This is a genomic window from Amycolatopsis sp. NBC_00348 (assembly GCF_036114655.1).
In the GTDB taxonomy this organism is placed as follows: domain Bacteria; phylum Actinomycetota; class Actinomycetes; order Mycobacteriales; family Pseudonocardiaceae; genus Amycolatopsis.
This window is the reverse complement of the sequence record NZ_CP107994.1, coordinates 766,250-781,109: the sequence shown is the minus strand read 5'-3', so window position 1 is coordinate 781,109 and position 14,860 is coordinate 766,250. Positions and strand designations below refer to the sequence as shown.

The window sequence follows — 14,860 nt, the reverse complement described above, 5'->3', positions numbered from 1 at the left end:
GATCTTGTGCCGTGAGGCCACCGCGCTGCCGCCTGTGAACACGCTGGCGGCCGTTCTGGTGAAGGTCGCCTGGTCGACTAGCGGCGATTCTAGGGGAATGCCAAGTTGGACAAGATGGCCACCGCAGCGGAGTCCGGAGATGCCGAGGGGCGCCCTGCTGCAACGCGAACCCAGCACGCCATTCGTTTGCTCGTTCTCCTGGGCGGATGCGGTACGCCGACCGTAGATGGAGATCCACCTGGCATGGTCAAGTCCGTCCGAAGCGAGCTACGGCTCCAGGCGATGGACTTTTGGCTGCGAAACCCGGACTACCTCGCCGACGAGCTGGTGTCGATGGTGGAAGCGGGCACGGCCGACTCCAGCTACCTGGTCACGGCGCGGTCTCTCCTGGATGACCCGGAGCCTGACCTGCGCTGGTACCCGATGCCGCGGTGGTTCTTCGGCGCGTACGAGCAGCTCGACGACGCGTTCTCCCTCCTGGAGACGTACGGCCTTGCCTCGCTGCGCCGCACCGGGCAGCCAGGCAAGCAAAGCAAGCGCAACCTTTTCTTCCTGACGGATGCCGGCGCCGCCGCGGTCGCCGAGCTCTCGACGGATCCGATTCTGGGGTGGTACGCCGAGCAGGTGAAGCTGGTCGCTCTGGTCGCGGGAGACGACGGTGGACAGGCGCTAAAGGACCGGCAATACCGGCAAGCCACGTACGCGGGAACAGACCTGGGAGTGGCTATCGCGCCGATCGCGCCGCGGGTGCGCGAACGGCTCGAAGCTCTGAGCGCAGCCGCACCTGTGTTCGCCCCCGAAGTCGTCGGTCAGGAAGGGGAACAAGCATGAGTGCCCTGGGCAAGGAGGTTGTTGACGTCCTGGCGAGGCGGCGAGCAGGCGGTCCGATCAGCCTCACCATCGACGAGGTCGACCAGATCCTCAGTGGACTTGGCATCCCGCTCGGCGGCACCAAGGCGGTTCCAGTGCCGCTGCGCGCGACCCGGATGCACTTCAGCGGCACGAAGTGGCTCAAACCGGATCACCCCGATGCCCAAGGACACCCACTGGTCGACGCCGCCGATCTCCCTGAGGGGATCCGACCGGACGCCGACGAGCTCTCTCCCACGACCGACTCTGACGGAGATGGTCAAACGCCGGACATCGATGAGCAGGCGGGGCCGAAGGCACGAGTCCCGTTTAGCTTCGAATGGTCACCCCAGCCGGGTGTCAACGGGATCGGTTCGGGACGGAACCTGCGCGGCAAGTCGACCCTCTTGAACGTTCTCATGTGGTCGCTGACCGGTCGGTGTCCGCAATTCCAGAACGATGTCCGCAGCTGGATCGAGCACGTCGAGGTCGATTGGAAGGTGGGTGCCGAGCGGCTGCGAGTGGAGTTCCATGCGGTGGACGGGGTAGCCACCGGGCAAGTGGTCAGGGTCGCGAAAGTCGAAACGGACACCAGGTCCATGGTCCTCGGGCAGTTCGACGGCGCGGACTTCGAGGGCGTCATGGGTTCGTTGATGATGACCCGGTTGCGGCTGGAGAACATCCCCGTGTGGACGGATACAGCGGCGCGGGTGCACGCGTGGCCCGCGTACTCCAGCTCGTTCGTGGTCCGCGCGAACCAGCTTGATCCGATCGTCGGCAATGAACAGACCATCGGCGTGCGGATGATGCAGATGTTCATCGGCACGGACTGGGCACCGGTGCAGGCTGCCACTATGACGGCGCGGCGCGGCATGGACAAGGCACGAGCCGCCGCGAATGACAAAGCTCAGGCGGCCGGGGAGGCGGTGGAGGCGAGCCGAAGCGCCGCGGAGAAGCAGGTCACGGACCTCCGAACGACTATCGCGAAGTTGCCCGCTGGGACGCCGGATGTGCAGGTGATGCTCAACGCGGCGACCCGCGCATCCGACCTCGCACGAGAGGTGCACCGGCTTGAGGCGAAGTTGATCGCGCAGACGTCACTCGCCGGAACGGCACGTCAGCAGCTCAAAGCGCTGAAGGCCCATGTGCACACCAGCTATGAGGACGCGCTCGCGGCCAGGTTCTTCCACCGCATGCGTCCGTCGGTGTGCCCACGTTGCGCTGCGCAGGTCACTCCGGAGCGGCAGGCGGCGGAACCGGACAAACACGAGTGTTCGGTGTGCACCAGTGACCTGAATCTCGATGCCCTCCAGTCCGACGTCATCGTGGCCGCGTCCGTACCGGACGAGCTCGTGGCCGGCATGGTCGCGAGGACGTCCGAGGGTGAGGACGCGGATGCCGAAGACGGACCTGCGGACGAGGTCGACGCGGCCCAGACCGCAGTGACCACCGCCGAGGCCGCGGTGGCGGAGCTGACTGCCGAAATCACGGCTCTCACGAATGAGCGTGACGGAGCGGCAGCGCTGGTCGAGGTGGGGAGCGAATTTCTTTCGGCTGCGAGTGAGCGCCGCGCGATCGAACTGGACTTGGCTCGCGCCGAAGGCGCGCTGGGGGCGCTGACCCGATCAAGCGACCCGGCGACGGTCGATCCGGTCGACCCGATGCAGCTCGCCGTCGCGGATGCGGCCGAGCAGGTGCTGAAGAAGTGGGTGAAGAGCGACCAGGACCCGATGCTCGCACGAATCTCTGCCGACATCGAGCGTCTGACGCAGAGCTTCGGCGCCGAAAACCTCAGCGGTTTCGCGCTCAGTGGCGCTGCCAACATGGCGCTCCGGGAGAACGGCGTCAAGCAGAAGTACTCCGGGCTGACGGACGGCGAGAAGCTGAGGGTCAAGATCGCGACCGCCATCGCCCTCATCCAGCACGGCTACGTCGAGGGGATCGGCCGTCACCCTGGTTTCCTGGTCCTCGACTCGCCTTCCGCCGAGGAGATGCCGGAGGAGGACCTCGCCACCATGGTCAAGGCATTGCGGGACGTCGCGGGCGAGGCCGAGATGCAGATCTTCGTGGCCACCCGCAATGCTGCACCGCTCGTCGAACTTCTTCCGAAGGCCAACCGGGTTGTCGCGGAGGGCAACTCCTACGTGTGGTGAGAAGCTGGACGGTAACCGCGGACGAGAGGAAAGCCATGAGCGGCGGTGCGGCCGTTGAGCTGGAGGGGGACCTCACAGCGCTGCTTTCGGCAGCCTCGGGAGGACAGCCTTCTGAGGGTGCTTTCGCCACGCTCGGCGGCTGGGAGCGACTGGCTCGACACGCCGCTGATCTCGCCGATAGCCCGGTGCTTCCGCCCCTGGTCCACCTGGTCGCGCACGAGGCCGCGAACTCCGGCGGCCGAACCGGCAGCTACCCGGAAGCCATGCGCCGCGTGTCGACCGCGGTCACCTCGACCATGAACCCCGCCATCCTCACCGCCAGTCTGGAGACTCTGCTCACCAGCGGACCCGCGCTGAACGAGGTCGGCGCTGCTCTGGCCAAGGCCCTGGAAGACGCTGTCCAGGAATTCCTCGACTCGCCGGATCCGGACGGCCGTGCGGCCCTGCGAACGGCGGGCGTGCTGGAGGCTCGCACCCGGCTTGCCCTGTGCGAGATCGGATCGCCATTCGCGTTGCCGGCTCTTCTGGCGCGCTTCGATGCGCCGATGCCCAAGCCGCTCGGCACCGCGGTCGTCCGCGCCGTCGGTGTCGCGGTCGACCGCTGGCCGCATACCGCGAGCCTCGCCGGCGTTGTACGCCTCGTCGCTGGGATCGACCCGCCAGTCGGCCGGTCGCGTCCAGGCGCCGATCCGGAGGACGTCGCCTCCGACGCCGCGTGGGTGCTGGCGGGAATCGAGCTGGTCAGCGCCCTCCGCGCCGCGGACCTGCCGCTCATGCTGCGCAATCTCAAAGCGTCCGCGGGGTACTTGCAAGTCGCCTGGGACACCTACGAACGTGATGACGCCAGCATCCTCTTGACCGTGGTCGAAGTGCTGTGTGCGCTCCTCGAGGAGTCCTCACTGAGGCCGGATGTGGATGCCCTGTCGACGTCTAGGCTCGAACCACACGCTTTGGCCGACCTGGTTGAGCGGGTTCGCCGGATCAATGTGACGGCCATGGGCCTAAACCACTGGTACGGGGATCCGAAGCGAGCAGCGCTGCTGGCCTGGAGCCAGTTGGCCGACGACCTGGGCAAGCTCCGGGAGGAGTTCAAACGGGACAGCTTCTACAAGGCTGAGGTGGTCGTCGACGACCTGCTCCAGATCTACATGGGCTCGCGCTCCACCGAGGTGGTATCCCACGAGGAGGACATCGACGGCCTGCTCAGGCTCGTCCAGCCGGTCATCGAATCGGGGTTCGCCAGGACCGCGGGCCTTCTGAGCAACCTTGAAGATCACACCCACGCCTTGAAGCAGGAGGGCGCGACCGCGGTGGGTGACCGCGCACGCGAGGTCACCGAGAAGCTCGCCGCCGCGCAGGCGGTCCTTCAAGCGGCGAAGGCGCAAGCATTGGCAGGTGCAGGGCCGGGAAAAGGCGGTAGCGGCACGGCAATCGCGTCGCTGCCGCAGCCACTCAACCAGCTGGTCCTACCCGGATCTACGGCAGCGATCGAACTCACCGAGAAACTGTCGCCCGAGGCCCTCGCCGAACTGGCCAAGGTGGTCAGCGACGCCACCATCGGCAGACACAGCCTCAACCTGATCGAGGCGGAGGTGTACGCCACGATCCAAACCTGCTTGGAGGCCAGCCCCGATTACGCCAGAGAGCCGAAGGATGCCGTCGACGACGTTCTCCGGCTGATCATCCAGTTCGTCAGCTCACGGACCAATGCCCAATCGGACCTGTACCCGTACCTGTTCGACCCGACGGCCGTCGAGAACCACATCCACAAGGATCTCCTCGACTACTTGAAGTCTGGGAGCCACGGTGCGATCACGGAGTACGAGGTCCAGCATGTCGGCGGCGGGCGGATCGACCTGCGACTCAAGTTCAGCGGATTCAGCATCTGCATCGAGATGAAGGTCGATTCGATGAAGCAACCCTTGAGTGACAAGCAGGCGTACCTCAAGCAGGCAGTCACATATCAGACCACGGACATCCGGATAGGATTCCTGGTCTCGCTGCGCCACAAGGCATTTGATCCCACCGGGGCGCCGCCACACCTGAGCGCGCTCATCGGTCATACGCTGTTTGACGTGCCCGGCGACTCGGCCCCGAGGCACATCATCACCGTAGGCGTTCCTGGCAGCCGGACCAGACCGTCGGACATGAAGTAACGCCGAATTCGTTCCCAGCCTGTCAAGCCGGTGGCGACAGGTCAGACCGCAGGCAGCGATGCACGGTGGCGGCCAAGACGACGTCGGCGCTCTGGCCTTCGCCTATGTGCAGCTCGTTCCTAGGGCAAGGCACCCAGCCGGTCAGCGTCCCGTCACCGGTAAGCATGCCGGGCGTGACGTGTGATCAGCGATCTCCCTCCGCAAGACTGTCACCAGGTCGCCGGCAAGGGCTAGGGGCGTGATCGTGCCAGCTTGCCGGAGGACCCGGCTGATGCCATAGACCCCAGCTCAGCGCTGACCTCAGCCAAAGTTCCGAGCTCCATCAGCTTCTCCGCACGAATGATCTTGACTAATCGACGTGCTCGACCAGCACCGACGCGTAGACGAACACGCAGCGTATCGGCGGATATCGGCTTTTGGTGTTCTGCGCGATGAGCCGCATCTTCCCGTCTCGCACGATCCAGAAGTGCGTCGAGCGAGCCCTCGGCCAGTAGCGGGCGACCATCTGCCTGCTCGGCAGAGTCGATCTGAGCGACTGCTACATCGCCAAACTTCTCCCGTTCGTGCTCTGCAGCTTTTCCTACGTTCGGGACGACCCCGGAATCGTCCGCCTGACTTACTGCCACGATCGCCTGCAACAAGCCTGCACCGACCTCGGACCAACCGATGAGCAGGAGCGGGCCAACGGCATCAAAAGCCGCCTTCCCGTACTCACCTACCACGAGCGGCTCCGCGACATTCAACGCCAATGTGACCACACTCGCGAAGATCAGCAGCCGACGGGCCGGACGCAGCACGTCCCTCGACGCGCCGGCGAGCGCCAAGTGCCTCGTGCCAAGAAGGAGGCCGAGGATCGAGAGGTCGACTGCAGGAGCAACGAGCGGCGCCACCCACACCGGCACGCCCAGGCGGAGAGCCAGACTGAGGACGTTGCCGAAGCCGAACAAGAACGTCAGCCCGACAACCGTACCCATGATCACCGAGACCGCCCGCCCGATGATCGCCGAATCGGGTGACGAGCTGCGCTCTGGCGCGATCATCGGGCGTCACCGCCCAGGTTGTCGACCTCGAAGCTGCGTTCGCTGACCGACCCTTCAGCTGAAATCCGCTGGCCGGGAGTGACACCATCCGGGTAGTACCCTGCCGAAGGCTCGAACCTGCCCACGCTGCTCATCGCGTGCTCCCCCGCGGTCGACGCTCCATCACGAGCAGCACGTCAGCCCGGATCAGCAGCCCTTCGGGCAGAAGGATTGGTGTGATAGCTGCCGGAATCTCACCGGGGGCACTCGCGAGCACCAGCAGAAAACGGCCCTTGACCAGGCACTACCTGGACGGGGGCCGCACTTGTCTGGTCCGGCCGTCTAGGGCCCCACCCGGCGCAGACCTCGACCTGATCGCCGGGACGCACAACCACGGGCGCAGCATCGTCCGCAAGTGGCGCGCCGCCGGTCACGTCAGCCCCATCTCAACCACGGCAAACCGGTCGGACAGACCCCCCAGGTACGGCGCATCGACGCGGCGGCGGGCTCGGCGAGATCCGACACCAGAGCGCACCGGCGGCGTCAGACAACTTCGTCGGAGAGAAAGCGCTGGTTGGTGGCATCTCTTGTCTGTCACCTGTCCCACCCGGTTGGTCATTGTCCGGACGTTGTTGTCCGATGCCCAGACCCCGGCGCCGGACAACCCCTTGGCACTACACCGATGGATGGCACCCAGCACCGAGGGGGGAACTGGGTGCCACTTCGCCACTACCGATCACAGGAACACGCGATGCCGGGCAGTGCCCCTAGCGCATCGACTCGGCCGCGTATCTACGAAAGAGGATCATCATGGGATTCACCGAAGGCGTTCGCCAGGTTGCTCGAGCCGGGACCACGGGCCTGCCTCACCGCGTCAAGGCGGCTGCGGGCGTCACTGCGGCCGCTGCTGTCCTCACGGGAGCACCGGCTGTCATCGCGGCGCCGGCCGCCACCGCGGCAACCGCCGCCGATCCGTCCAGCCAGTTCGATGTGCGCTACGGCGCGACCTACGGGGTCGGCACCATTCGCTGGCACCAGCGGTCCGTCGACGTCGACTACTCCCTCAAGGCCAGCTACTGCCGCCGCCTCTACGCGTTCGCCCACGACGCCAACGGCAACGAGCGTTCCCGCAGGAGCACCAGCCTGCACTGCAACGACGTCTCCAGCGACACGTGGAACCTGCCCGTGGACATCCCCGGTGGTCCTCACTACGTCATCATCTGCCTCGCCGACGAAACCGACCACTACGTCAGCTGTGAGCAGTACGACCGGCCCTGATCTACAGCCGCCGGGCGAGTGATCGCACGTCTGCGTCGGCCGCGGCTTCCTCGCGGCCGACGCGGACGGTCCGGCACACGTCGTCCTCGCGCAGCGGACGCCGGGTTGATCCCGAGGTCTGCCGGCAGGTCACCGGCCTGCCGCATCTCCCCCGCCGCTCCGGAAACGCGTCAGTTCTTCGAGGCAGCCCGAGGTTTCGGGGTGATCCGGCCCGAAGACACGGCGCAACTCCGGCAGCAAACGCTCGAGGGCCGCCACCGCGCCCGGCAGATCTCCCGTTTCCCCACGCAAACCGGCGAGAGTGTGGGAGGCCGGCAAAGTGTGGGGGTGATCCGGCCCGAACACCCGGACCAGATCCGGCAGCAGGTTCTCGAGATCCGCCACCGCACCCGCCGGATCCCCGGCCATGCCCCGGAAGCGCGCCAGGTTGTGGCGGGTGGTCAACACGTTCGGGCTGGCGGGCCCGAACACACGATGCAAGTCCGGCAGCAATTCTTCGATGACGGCCACCGCTCCCGCCGCGTCCCCCGCCGCGCCCCGCATCGCGGCCAGGTTGTGCCGGGTGACAAATGCGCTGGGATTGTCCGGGCCGAGCACGCGTTGCTGGTCCCGCACCAGGCTCTCGTACGCGGCCACCGCCCCTGCCGCATCTCCCTCGGCGCCCCGCAACCACGCGAGCTTGCTGCGGGTTTCCAGGGTCTCCGGTGCATCGGGACCGAACACACGGTGCCGGTCCTGCACCAGGCTCTCGAATCCGGCGATCGCTCCGGCGAGGTCTCCCGACTCGCCCAGCACGTCGGCCAAACCACTGCGGGCGGCCAAGGTCACCGGATGATCGGGGCCGAACGCCCGGCGCAAGTCGGGCGCCAGACTCTCGTAGGCCGCCACAGCTCCGGCGAAGTCTCCCGAATCACCCCGCGCAGCAGCCAAAGCACTGCGGGAGCTCAGCGTGTCGGGATGGTCCGGCCCGAGCCTGTCCTGCCGCTCCATCACTACGCGCTCGAGCGCGGCCACCGCTCCCGCCACGTCGCCTGTCCCGCTCCGCATGACGGCCGAGTTGTGACGGGTGGCCGAGGTGCTGGGGTGATCGGGCCCGAACACCCGTTCCATGTCCGGCAGCAAGCTCTCGTACTCCGCCACCGCTCCGGCGACGTCCCCCGATTCCCCCTTGTACCGGGCCAAAGCGCTGCGAGCCGTCAAGGTCATCCGGTTCTTTCGCGTGCGAGAACGGTGCAGATCCGTCACCAGAGCGCTCAAGGCCGCCACCGCGCCCTTCGGATCACCCGATGCCCCCTGGGCCAGGGCCAGTTCGTACCGGGCCATCATCGTGTGCAAGTGGTGGGCACCGAACCGTTCGCCGGTGGCGAGGCTGAGCCGCTGGAAGTAGACGACTGCCGCGGCGGCGAGCCCGTGTTCTGCGAGACTTCGCCCGGCTTGGAAGAACAACTCCCGAGAGCGCAAGCGCCAAAGCTGCTGCGGGTCTCCGGACGCCTGCAGGTGAAAGGTGTTGCTCCGCAAGGCCGCGTCCAACGCCGGGTCGGACTCGTTCGCTTCCCACACGCGCATCAGTGAGTCCGCGGCGACCTTGGTGATCCGGGCGAACGACTTCGGGCGCAGATCGTCCCGGGTGGCCCGCTGCACGAGTGCGTGGACACGAACAGCCTGATGCGGGGTTTGTGAGCTGAGGGTGACGAGGTTCAACCGGTGCAGGCACGCGAGCGCGTCGTGGGCGCTGTCCGGGGTCACGCGTCGCCGAGCCGTTTTGCCGAGGAAGTCCATGACGGCGGGCGCGGTGATCAGATCACGGGGGATGCCGTGCGGGTCCAGGACGCTCAGGAACCGCAGCAGCGGGCCGGCCAGTCCGGCAGGTTCGAGCTGATCGGCGTGGGCGATCGACAGCGCCCAGGTCGCCGCCACCGTCGCCTGGTGGTCGCCGGGCAAGCTGTGGCGGTCGGGCAGGACCGCTGCCAGCTTTCGCCGCGCGAACCTGCGGCGGTACTCCGAGCAGGGAATCTGGCGGTCGAGGAGGTACACCGCGGCTTGGGCCAACGCCAGTGGCAGGTGCCCGAGCTCGCCGGCCAGTTCGGCGACCTCATCGGCCAGGTGGGCCTGACCGGCCAGCTTGCGGCCCAGGTAGGCGCGAGACTCGGCGGGGGTGAACTCGTCGACGCCGACGATCCGCCGCCGGTCGCTGACGAGCGAGGCGTCGCGACGGCGTGTGGTGACCACGACCTTGCCCGTGCCGGATTCCGGTGGCCAGAGGCCGTGCAGGTCCGCCGGCTGCTGCAGGTCGTCGAGAACCAGCAGCCATCGCTTCGGGGTCGCGGCCAGCCAGGACAGGAGGCGGCGCGCACCCGATTCGGCATCGGCGTCATCGATGCCGGTGAGGCTTCTCGCCAGCTGGGCGTAGGCCGTCAGGATCGACTCCCGGGTCTCCGCCGTGATCCAGACCAGCAGATCGATCTCCCGGCCGGCCCACGCCCGTTCCGCGTAGTCCGCGGCGAGCTGCGTCTTGCCGACACCACCCAAGCCCGACAGCACGGTTGTCCGCGCCGGACCGCCGGAGGTGGACCCGGGGAGTTCGCCCGTGACGTCGACGAGCACACGTGCGAGATCGCGATCCTGGAAGTTGTCCGCGCGGGCCGGGACCACGCCGACCCGGTACGGCCAGCTCATGCCCGTCGTCACGGTCCCCGGCTGGGCGGCGGGGATCTCGACGGCCAAGGCGAGGGCGAAAGCGGCCGCGCGCGCGGCCGCGACGGGCTGCCACCCGGCTTCGCCGGTGACGCGCTTGTCGCCGTCGGCTTCGTCGCTGATGCCCCGGATGGTCACGACCGGCAGGCCGCGGTTGAGGTGGCCGGCCTTCGCCACGCCGGCGCTTTCCCGTTCGACCGCGGCCGCGTCGTCGTAGTTCGTGCGCAGCTGCCTGGCCAGCGGCGTGGTGGTGGAGTTGAGCACGACCTCCCCGGCGGCGATCGGGCGGAAATGCACCGGAGGCCAGTCCTGGGGAGCAGAGCGCAACAGCGTGGTCCACTCGCCTTCGCGGGCGACGTGGCGGGCGATCTGATCAAGCTGATGCGGGATTTCCCAGGCTTGCGGCCGGGCGTGGAAACCGCCGTCCTCGTCCCGGCCACCGTGGTAGGCGTAGACCTTCGTGGCCACGATGATGTCTCCGAGGCCGATGTCGTCGTGCAGGGCCCCCGCGATGCCGACGAACACCAACGCGCTGGGGGCGAAGGTGGCGATAGCGCGCTCGGTGAGGACGGCCGCTGCCTGGTTTCCCTGACCCGTGAGGGCGAGGACGATGGTTCCGCGGCCGTGGGGCGGCTCACCCACCTCGAACCGGGTACCCGAGGGATGGGACGTGATCCGGCGGTTGCCCAGCAGTGCCCGCACAGCCGCGTATTCGACTTCCAAGGCGGTCAGCACCACGACGGTGGGTGCGGGGGTCGTGTTCACCGGTCACCTGCCCACGTCAGGAGCCGCTGCCGTGGTCTGCGGCGGGAAGTTCGGCGGCGAGAGCGAAGGCGAAGGCGGCTGCGTGAGCGGCCGCGATGGGCTGCCAGCCCGCTTTGTCGGCGATGTGCTTGTGACCATCGGCCTTGTCGCTGATACCGCGAACGGCGACGACCGGCAGGCTGCGATTCAGGTGACCCGCTTTGGCCACACCGGCACTCTCCATCTCGATCGCGGCCGCGTCGTCGTAGTGCGCGCGCAACTGCTCGGCCAGCGGCGTGGTCCGGGAGTTGAGCACGACCTCCCCCGCGGCGATCGGCCGGAAGTGCACCGCCGGCGGCTGGTGCTCGGGGGTGGCGGGAAGGTGTGTGGCCCAGTCCTCTTCGCGGGCGACGTGGCGGGCGATCTGGTCGAGCTCGTAGGGGATTTCCCAGGCTTGCGGGCGGGCCCGGAAGCCGCTGTCCTCGTCTTTGCCGCCGTGGTAGCCGTAGACCTTGGTCGCCACGACGACGTCCCCGGGTTCGAGATCGTCGTGCAATGCCCCGGCGACCCCCACGAACAGCAACGCCTGCGGCGCGAACGTGGCTATCGCCCGTTCGGCGATGATGGCGGCCGCCTGGTTTCCCTGGCCGGTCAGCGCGAGCACGGCCGATCCCCGGCCGTGCGGCGGCCGGCCCACTTCGAACCGGGTTCCCGACTGGTGTGTCTCCACCCGGCGCTCGGTCAGCAACGCGCGAACGGCTTTGTATTCCACTTCCAGGGCGGTCAGCACCACGATCGTGGGCCGCGAAGTGCTGTTCACGGGTTGGGGTTCTCGCTTTCCGCGCTGTTCGGGGTGTGCACCCGCAGGATCGAGGGGTGCAGCACCGTGGCCGGACCACGCCGGTAGAGCGCGGCCGGCCGGCCGCCGTTCCGGACCGTTCGTTCGCCAGTGGGCTCGAGGAACCCGGCCACGCCGGTGATCTTGCGGTTGAAGTTGCGGTGGTCCAGGCGGTAGCCCCAGACGATCTCGTAAACCCGGCGCAGTTCGGTGATCGTGAATTCGGCGGCGCAGAACGCGGTGGCCAGCGTGGTGTACTCGAGTTTGCCGCGGGCCCGTTCGACCGCGTCGGCGATGATCGCCCGGTGGTCGAAGGCGACCGGAGCACCCGCGCCCGCGAGGTTGCGGACCGGTTCCCAGCGCGCGGCGCGCGCGTCACCGCCCGCCGTCGGGATGGGCAGGTCCGGCACCAACGCCAGATAGCACACGGTCACCACCCTCCCCCGAGGATCACGGTCCGGACTGCCGTAGGTGCGCAACTGTTCCAGATGCAGCCGGCCGGACGCCAGCCCGGTCTCCTCGGCCAGCTCGCGGGCCGCGGCGGTGTCGATGTCCTCGTTTTCGGAGGCGATGAACCCGCCGGGGAGCGCGAGCTGCCCGCGGTACGGGTCGTCCGCCCGCTCGATCAGCAGGATGTTCAGCTGATCTTCGCGCACGGTGAGGATCGCGAGGTCGACGGCGACCGCGACCTTCGGAATCTGCCATGTCGTGTCCTGGGGCACTCCCGCAGCTTAGCTTCCTGTCACCTTGACGCAAAGCACGGTCGGGCCTTAACCTGATCCCACTTAGTGTCAAAACGACGAAAAGAGGTAGTGATGCGGGTGCACCTGCCGATCTCGCTCGCCCTGAAGCTGGCCGCGGTCCTCCTCCTCGCCGGGCTGTTCGGCGGGTTCTGCCTCGCCGCGTCCTGGCAGGCGCCCGCCGGCACCGCGCTCGGCCCGCACAGGAGCGTGATGGCCCGTGCCTCGCGCTGAGAAACCGCTCGAGCCGGGCGATTCCGCGTTGACCGGATTCGCGGGCGATCTGCGCACACTGCGGGAGAAGGCCGGCAGCCCGCCTTACCGAGAACTGGCGCGGCGGGCGCTTTTCTCCTCCACCACCCTGTCCGACGCCGCAGGCGGGCGGAGGCTTCCCAGCCTGGCGGTGACCCTCGCCTACGTCCGCGCGTGCGACGGCGACCCCGACGTCTGGGAGCGTCGCTGGCGCACGACCGCCGCAGAACTGAACACCCCGGCCGCCGCCGACGGCACCGCCGCTCCGTATCGCGGACTCGCCGCCTACTCCCCCGAGCACGCCGGATTCTTCAGTGGACGAGACCGGCTCCTCGACACGCTGACCGCCCGGGTCGCGGCGGACCGGCTCGTGGTCGTGGTCGGCCCGTCAGGTGCGGGAAAGACCTCGCTCCTGCGAGCCGGGCTCGCCGCGAGACTGAGCGGTCCCATCGTCTCCTTCACCCCAGGCGCCCATCCGCTGCGCACGTGCGCACAGCACCTCGCGGACGTCGGCGGCTGCGCCGCCGGGACCGATCCACTGGCCGGCGTGGACGACCTGCGCCGGCGGATCCAGCAACTGCTCGGCGCCGAACCGGCCGGGACCGAACTGCTGATCGTCGTCGATCAGTTCGAGGAGTTGTTCACGCTCTGCAGCGACGACGAGCGAGCACAGTTCGTCACCACGCTGCTCACCGCCACAGCGATGGCCGACAGCAGGTTGCGGCTGGTGCTCGCCGTGCGCGCCGACTTCGAACACCGCTGTGCCGCGGTTCCCGGCCTGGCCGACGTCCTCGCGCACGCCCGGCTCCACGTCGATCCGATGACCGCCGACGAACTGCGCTTGGCGATCACCACACCAGCGACGCGCGCCCGGTGCATGATCGAAACGCCGCTGCTGACCACCGTCGTCGCGCTCGCCCACGTACACCCCGGGGCGTTGCCGTGGCTGTCGCTGGCCTTGCGCCTGACCTGGCGGCGGCGCAGCGGCACCACCCTCACCCTCGCCGGCTTCCAAGCCATCGGCGAGTTCGGCGGCCTGATGGCCTCGGCCGCCGAAGACGTGTTCAGCACGCTCAGCCGACCTGAGCAGGCCGTCGCCAGAGACCTGTTCCGGCGGCTGGTCGATCCCGGTGACCGACCACTCTTCCGCACCTTCGATACCGGCGAACTCGACGGAGCCCCGGTCACCGCCGACGTGATCGAACGGTTCGTTCAGGCGCGGGTGCTCGTGCACGACGCGCACGGCGTCCGGCTCGCCCACGACACCCTGCTCGACGCCTGGCCGCGCCTGACCACGTGGCTCGACGAGGACCCCGCAGATCTGCGCGCCCACCGCGAACTCAGCCAGGCGGTCTCCGTGTGGCGACGTCACGACCAAGACCCGTGCCTTCTCCTGAGAGGTGGCTACCTCACCGCCATCCGCGCATGGGCCCGGCACCCGCGGCTGCTCACCATCCACGAACAGGCCTACCTCGACGCCAGCATCTCCGCCGAAGCCATCTGCGAAAACCGCCCCGCGTCGGGCCGACGCCGGGACCGGCTCCTCGCGACGTTCGCCGCCCTGCTGGTCCTCGCATTCCTGGCCGGGATCGACCTCTACCCCGGTGCTTGCAGCTCAACCTCCGGCGACCTCGCGGCCGTGGACTTCCCTTTCGCGTTTCGAACCACGCGGCACCAATGAGCCGTTGAACGGGGCAGCTGTGCCTTCACCGGTGGCCGGCCAAGTGCGTAGCCCGAGTACCGGTACCGGGGCAGACAATCCCGGAGTGTCGGCAACCGTTCGATCGGCAGCAAACGCACACTCGACCGAAGATGCCGACGGGTCGCCGTCCAACCTTCCTGAAGAGGTGGCCGAGCGGATCCTGGCCGAACTTCCCACGCAGGGTCAGAAGGTCCTGGCGGCATTGCGGACTGCGGCCGCACTCTCGAGCTCACGGACGGTACGGTCGACACCGATCCCGGCCGGTAGCACGAAGATCCTCCTGGTGCTCCAAGACCACGGCGAACGATGGGAACAGCACCACAATGCCCGGGTCGCGCTCAACGTCCTGAGAAACTCGAGCAGGTGTCGGCCCGATGAGAACTGGTTCGGACTCAAGATCCCGGACATGCGGAAGGGCCCCGCACGAGGTGTGCG

11 protein-coding genes are annotated in these 14,860 nt (G+C 68.0%); 6 read left to right on the top strand and 5 right to left on the bottom strand.

The features are described from left to right. Window positions 1-243: 243 nt before the first annotated feature. From OHS58_RS03775 to OHS58_RS03765, 3 genes are read left to right on the top strand one after another with little or no spacing between them, the layout of a single operon-like run. Window positions 244-831, top strand: a complete 588-nt coding sequence (locus tag OHS58_RS03775) for a hypothetical protein (RefSeq protein WP_328647143.1) — start codon at window positions 244-246, stop codon at window positions 829-831. Beyond that, a complete protein-coding gene (locus tag OHS58_RS03770; protein WP_328647142.1) occupies window positions 828-3,002 on the top strand; it encodes an ATP-binding protein in 2,175 nt (724 codons plus the stop codon). The genes OHS58_RS03775 and OHS58_RS03770 overlap by 4 nt, the downstream gene beginning before the upstream one ends. Window positions 3,003-3,037: 35 nt before the next feature. Then, window positions 3,038-5,158: a hypothetical protein gene (locus tag OHS58_RS03765; RefSeq protein ID WP_328647141.1), complete on the top strand. Its 2,121-nt coding sequence runs from the start codon at window positions 3,038-3,040 to the stop codon at window positions 5,156-5,158. A 230-nt stretch (window positions 5,159-5,388) separates the two neighbouring features. Here the strand turns inward: OHS58_RS03765 and OHS58_RS03760 are convergent, their stop codons facing one another. Both OHS58_RS03760 and OHS58_RS03755 read right to left on the bottom strand, forming a co-directional pair. Continuing rightward, entirely contained in the window at window positions 5,389-6,198 is an 810-nt protein-coding gene (locus tag OHS58_RS03760; RefSeq protein WP_328647140.1) for a hypothetical protein, read from the bottom strand. Then, window positions 6,195-6,332, bottom strand: a complete 138-nt coding sequence (locus tag OHS58_RS03755) for a hypothetical protein (RefSeq protein WP_328647139.1) — start codon at window positions 6,330-6,332, stop codon at window positions 6,195-6,197. Before OHS58_RS03755 ends, OHS58_RS03760 begins: the two co-directional genes overlap by 4 nt. Window positions 6,333-6,987: 655 nt before the next feature. Between OHS58_RS03755 and OHS58_RS03750 the strand changes: the two genes are divergently transcribed. Continuing rightward, window positions 6,988-7,455 carry a hypothetical protein gene (locus OHS58_RS03750; RefSeq protein ID WP_328647138.1) on the top strand — a complete coding sequence of 156 codons (468 nt, stop codon included), beginning with the start codon at window positions 6,988-6,990 and terminating at the stop codon, window positions 7,453-7,455. A gap of 129 nt (window positions 7,456-7,584) precedes the next feature. On the opposite strand, the gene OHS58_RS03745 is transcribed toward OHS58_RS03750, so the two are convergent. The 3 genes from OHS58_RS03745 to OHS58_RS03735 are packed head-to-tail and all read right to left on the bottom strand — an operon-like array spanning window position 7,585 to window position 12,453. Further along, entirely contained in the window at window positions 7,585-10,914 is a 3,330-nt protein-coding gene (locus OHS58_RS03745; RefSeq protein WP_328647137.1) for a tetratricopeptide repeat protein, read from the bottom strand. Window positions 10,915-10,930: 16 nt separating this feature from the next. Beyond that, window positions 10,931-11,713, bottom strand: a complete 783-nt coding sequence (locus OHS58_RS03740; RefSeq protein WP_328647136.1) for a 5'-methylthioadenosine/S-adenosylhomocysteine nucleosidase family protein — start codon at window positions 11,711-11,713, stop codon at window positions 10,931-10,933. Then, window positions 11,710-12,453, bottom strand: coding sequence for an NUDIX hydrolase (locus OHS58_RS03735; RefSeq protein WP_328647135.1), 744 nt, complete (start codon window positions 12,451-12,453; stop codon window positions 11,710-11,712). Before OHS58_RS03735 ends, OHS58_RS03740 begins: the two co-directional genes overlap by 4 nt. 93 nt (window positions 12,454-12,546) lie before the next feature. On the opposite strand from OHS58_RS03735, the gene OHS58_RS03730 reads away from it, so the two are divergent. Both OHS58_RS03730 and OHS58_RS03725 read left to right on the top strand, forming a co-directional pair. Next, a complete protein-coding gene (locus OHS58_RS03730; RefSeq protein ID WP_328647134.1) occupies window positions 12,547-12,705 on the top strand; it encodes a hypothetical protein in 159 nt (52 codons plus the stop codon). Continuing rightward, window positions 12,692-14,404: an nSTAND1 domain-containing NTPase gene (locus OHS58_RS03725; protein ID WP_328647133.1), complete on the top strand. Its 1,713-nt coding sequence runs from the start codon at window positions 12,692-12,694 to the stop codon at window positions 14,402-14,404. The genes OHS58_RS03730 and OHS58_RS03725 overlap by 14 nt, the downstream gene beginning before the upstream one ends. Window positions 14,405-14,860 lie beyond the last annotated feature (456 nt).

Bases quoted from the DNA above. Each gene is read 5' to 3' on its own strand.
- OHS58_RS03750 (WP_328647138.1), top strand. From the start codon at position 6,988: ATGGGATTCACCGAAGGCGTTCGCCAGGTTGCTCGAGCCGGGACCACG.
- OHS58_RS03755 (WP_328647139.1), bottom strand. From the start codon at position 6,332: ATGAGCAGCGTGGGCAGGTTCGAGCCTTCGGCAGGGTACTACCCGGAT.
- OHS58_RS03770 (WP_328647142.1), top strand. From the start codon at position 828: ATGAGTGCCCTGGGCAAGGAGGTTGTTGACGTCCTGGCGAGGCGGCGA.
- OHS58_RS03775 (WP_328647143.1), top strand. From the start codon at position 244: ATGGTCAAGTCCGTCCGAAGCGAGCTACGGCTCCAGGCGATGGACTTT.
- OHS58_RS03730 (WP_328647134.1), top strand. From the start codon at position 12,547: ATGCGGGTGCACCTGCCGATCTCGCTCGCCCTGAAGCTGGCCGCGGTC.
- OHS58_RS03765 (WP_328647141.1), top strand. From the start codon at position 3,038: ATGAGCGGCGGTGCGGCCGTTGAGCTGGAGGGGGACCTCACAGCGCTG.
- OHS58_RS03760 (WP_328647140.1), bottom strand. From the start codon at position 6,198: ATGATCGCGCCAGAGCGCAGCTCGTCACCCGATTCGGCGATCATCGGG.